Annotated in this window: 2 protein-coding genes and 1 pseudogene; all 3 read left to right on the top strand. The window is 71.4% G+C overall.

Annotated elements, in window-relative coordinates:
- A pseudogene (locus ABZ497_RS36590) lies at nucleotides 1-99 on the top strand (ATP-binding protein); the annotation flags it as partial.
- Nucleotides 100-500: 401 nt separating this feature from the next.
- Complete coding sequence (locus ABZ497_RS36585) at nucleotides 501-3,974, top strand: nitrate- and nitrite sensing domain-containing protein (protein WP_359812428.1); 3,474 nt, start codon at nucleotides 501-503, stop codon at nucleotides 3,972-3,974.
- Nucleotides 3,975-3,984: 10 nt separating this feature from the next.
- Nucleotides 3,985-4,169 (top strand): roadblock/LC7 domain-containing protein (locus ABZ497_RS36580; RefSeq protein WP_352291689.1); only part of this gene is annotated, 185 nt, incomplete at its 3' end.

Raw genomic sequence — 4,169 nt, 5'->3', positions numbered from 1 at the left:
GACACCCCCGTCATCACCCTCGACGCCCGACGACGCGACAGCGCCAAGAGCGCCCTCATCACCCTCGTCGAACACGCCCTCCTCGCCCGCCTGCGCTGAGCGGGAACCCGCAGGTCGCACGCCCCGGTGCCCCGCCGTCACGGTCGGGCACCGGGGCAGCTGCGGCTAGGGCGCGGGTGTCGCCGCGGCGGCCCGCGCAAGACCCCCACATAAGCAGCGGATAACAGTTCGGTAGGCATTTTGTGATCAACAGTGACCATGCGTAGCGAATTAGCATCGCTCAGCGCCAGAAGACCACGGTTTTGCCCCTCGATGTCGGCTAATGTCCGGATTGCTCCACAGCAGGCCGCCATCGACACCTGTTTGTCCCCCATCCCTGCACGTGCTGAAATTCCAGCTACCCCTAAATCCATTTCGGCAGTCCCACCACCAGCGGGCCGCTGCCAGGGGTAGCGCTGGATTGATCCATGGCCGCCAATCGGCCGAGAGGTTGTTGTCGAGTGAGGCGTAAGCAGCAGGTCGCCCCGCAGCGGCGCTCCGAGCCCCGCCAGAGCGAGCCGAACGGTACCGCAACGGACCCGGCCGGATTCTCCGCGTTCACGCCGGTCGAGGAGCGACCCCCGGCCCCCTCCCCGAAGCCGCCGGCCGCCTCCACGGAGCGCCGCAGCGGTGGCTCGGCGGACGACGGAGGCAGCGGCGGCAAGGGTGGTCGGTACGACTTCCTCCGGCCGCGGAACTGGCGTGTGCCGGCCCGTCTGATAGCCATCCTGTTGATCCCGGTCATCATCGGCCTGATCTTCGGCGGCCTGCGCGTCAACACCTCGGTCGACGGCTACGTCAAGGCATCCCGCGCCGAGAAGACCGCCCGCCTCGCCAAGGCGGCCACCGAACTCGCCGAGGCGCTGGAGAACGAGCGCGACAAGTCGCTCAGCCCCCTGCTGACCGGCCAGGACCCGAACGGCGACGTCCCGAAGACCCGCGCCACCACAGACACCGCGCTCAAGGCGTACAACGCGGCCTACGACGCCAGCGACAAGTCCGCCGAACTGCCCCACCGGCACGCGGCCTTCCAGAGCATGGTGCTGTTCCTCCCGCACCTGCGCGACGTCGCCTACAAGCCCGAGCTGTTCGCCACCGCGACCCAGTCCGCGTACTCGACGATGATCGCGCCGCTGCTGGCCTACGACAACTCGGTCGGCCTCGGCAGCAGCAACATCACCAGCAAGGGCCGCGCGATCTACGCCATGTCGCTGGCCAAGGCCTCGGCCTCGACCCAGCGCGCGCTGATGCTCCACCTGCTGGTCGGCATCTCGGCCCAGTCCACCACCCGGTACGAGAACACCGACCTGATCCAGCAGCTCCTGGTCTCCCAGAAGCTGGAGCAGGTCTCGCTCTCCGAGTTCAACACCGGCAGCGCCCCCGAGGACGCCCAGCGCTACGCCGACGCCCAGGTCGCCCAGGCCGCCGCCGACCAGCGCGCCGCGTACCGGATGCCGAACGGCAGCGTGCCGACCATGACGGGCCTGCTGGGCCTCGGCGCCGCCTACACGCAGGCCGCCGCCGAGGGCCAGTCCAAGGGCAAGGCCGCCGCCGACGCCGCCTACAAGGAGGCCAAGGACTCCGGTCTGACCAAGGAGAACTGGGAGCAGGCCTCCAACACCCACATCGCCAGCCTGCGCGCCACCGAGGTCGCGCTGCTGGACGACGTCCTCAACGACGCCGCCGACCTGCGGGACAACGCGCTCTACGACGCCATCCTCAACTCGGCGATCGTGCTCGCCGCGCTGGTCCTCGCCGGTGTCCTCACCGGCTACGTGGCCCGCTCGATGATCCTGGGCATGCGCACCCTGCGCAACGCCGCCCTGGAGATCGCCGACCACCGCCTGCCGGACCTCGTCGAGCGGCTCTCCAAGACCGACCCGGACCGGGTGGACACCTCGGTCAGCCAGATCCCGCTGCACGGCAAGGACGAGATCGGCGAGGTCGCCCGGGCCTTCGACCAGGTCCACCGGCAGGCGGTCGCGCTCGCCGCCGAGCAGGCCCTGCTGCGAGGCAACGTCAACGCGATCTTCACCAACCTGTCGCGCCGCAGCCAGAGCCTGATCCAGCGCCAGCTGGCGCTGATCACCGACCTGGAGAACAACGAGGCCGACCCGGACCAGCTGGAGAACCTCTTCAAGCTGGACCACCTCGCCACCCGTATGCGCCGCAACGGTGAGAACCTGCTCGTCCTCGCGGGCGAGGAGGCCGGCCGCCGCTGGAACACCCCGGTCCCGCTGGTCGACGTGCTCCGCGCCGCCGCGTCCGAGGTGGAGCAGTACGAGCGCGTCGAGCTCTCCGGCATCCCCGAGGCCGAGGTCGTCGGCGCCGCCGTGACCGACCTCGTCCACCTGCTCGCCGAGCTGCTGGAGAACGCCACCTCGTTCTCCAGCCCGCAGACCCGGGTGCTGGTCAACGCCACCCGCCTGCCGGACGGCCGGGTGCTGGTCGAGATCCACGACAAGGGCATCGGCCTCACCGCCGAGGACTTCGCCGAGATCAACGAGAAGCTGGCCGAGCCGCCCACCGTCGACGCCACCATCTCCCGCCGCATGGGCCTCTTCGTGGTCGGCCGGCTCTCCCAGCGGCACGACGTCCGTGTCCAGCTCCGCCCCTCGGGCGAGTCCGCGGGCACCACCTCGCTGGTCATGCTCCCGCCGTTCCTGACCCAGATGGGCGCCGCCCCGGAGCCGGAGGAGCAGTTCACCGTCTCCCGGATCTTCGCCGAGCAGGAGCCGTCCGCGGCCGACTGGGCCGCCGAGGTCCAGCAGAACCAGCCGCGCAGCGCCGCCGAGCTGGGCTTCGACGACCACCTCACCGGCAACGGCAGCGCCGGGTCCAGCGGCTTCAGCCCGGCCCTGGAGGCCGTCCAGCGCTCGCAGCGGCTCGACCAGGTCCGCCGCGCGGCCCTGGAGTCCGGCCCGCTCGGGCCGGAGGAGCGGCAGGTGCTCGACGCCGAGGTCGAGGAGGAGTACCCGGCGTACGGCCGGCGCAACGACGAGGGCTACGGCCAGGACGGCCAGGACGGCCAGTACCCCCAGCAGGGCTACGACCAGTCCGGCTACGCCGACCAGCAGTACGGCTACGACCAGGGCGGTTACACCCAGGACGGGTACGCCCAGGACGGCTACGCCGGGACCGAGTACGGGCAGAACGACTACGGCCAGGACGCCTACGGCCGGTTCCCCCAGCAGGGTTACGGCGACGACCAGTACGGTCAGGACCAGGGCCAGAACCAGGGCCAGGACGACCAGTACGGCCAGTACCCGGGCTACGACGGCTACGCCGACGAGCAGTACGGGGCCGAGGAGGCCCCGGCCGGCCACCCGTACACCCCGGAGCCGCCGGCCCTGCCGGCCGCCCAGCCCGCCGCCACCCTGCCGTCCGGGCTGCCGCAGCGCCGCCCCGGCCAGCAGCTGGCCGGGGCTGGCCCCGCCGCCGCGCCGCAGCAGGGCGGCGGCCAGGACACCGGCGAGACCCCGAACTGGTTCGCCGGCGCCAAGGACACCTCGGCGCCCGCCGAACCGCGCGGACACGAGGTGTCCGCGCTGGGCGGTTACGGTCCCACCGGACCGACCGGCCCGACCAGCGCCGCCTGGCAGTCGCCCAACGACGGCGCCTGGCAGCGTGCCGAGCAGCTGCGCGAGCCCGCCTCCGGCGGGACCACCTCGTCCGGCCTGCCCCGGCGGGTGCCCAAGCAGAACCTGGTGGCCGGCAACGCCAAGCCCACTCCGCAGGACGGGCCGCAGGTCTCCCGCAGCCCCGAGGAGGTCCGCGGCCGGCTCACCAACCTGCGCCGCGGCGTGGAGCAGGGCCGCAGCGCCGGCAACACCGGAAGCTTCCGGATCGACCCCGATCAGGTAGACCCGTCCGGCAACGGACAGCAGAACCGCAGCACCGATCTCTTCGGCGGCTCGAACCACCAGGAGCGTTGAGTTGAGTCAGATGAGCCAGGCCGCACAGAACCTGAACTGGCTGATCACCAATTTCGTGGACAACACCCCTGGGGTGTCGCACACGGTGGTGGTCTCCGCGGACGGCCTCCTGCTGTGCATGTCCGAAGGTTTCCCCCGCGACCGCGCCGACCAGCTCGCCGCCGTCGCCTCCGGCCTCACCTCCCTCACCTCCGG

The sequence above is a fragment of the Kitasatospora sp. NPDC005751 genome, from assembly GCF_040630835.1.
GTDB lineage: Bacteria > Actinomycetota > Actinomycetes > Streptomycetales > Streptomycetaceae > Kitasatospora.
The sequence above is the reverse complement of the archived record's forward strand: the minus strand, read 5'-3'. Positions and strand labels throughout refer to the sequence as shown.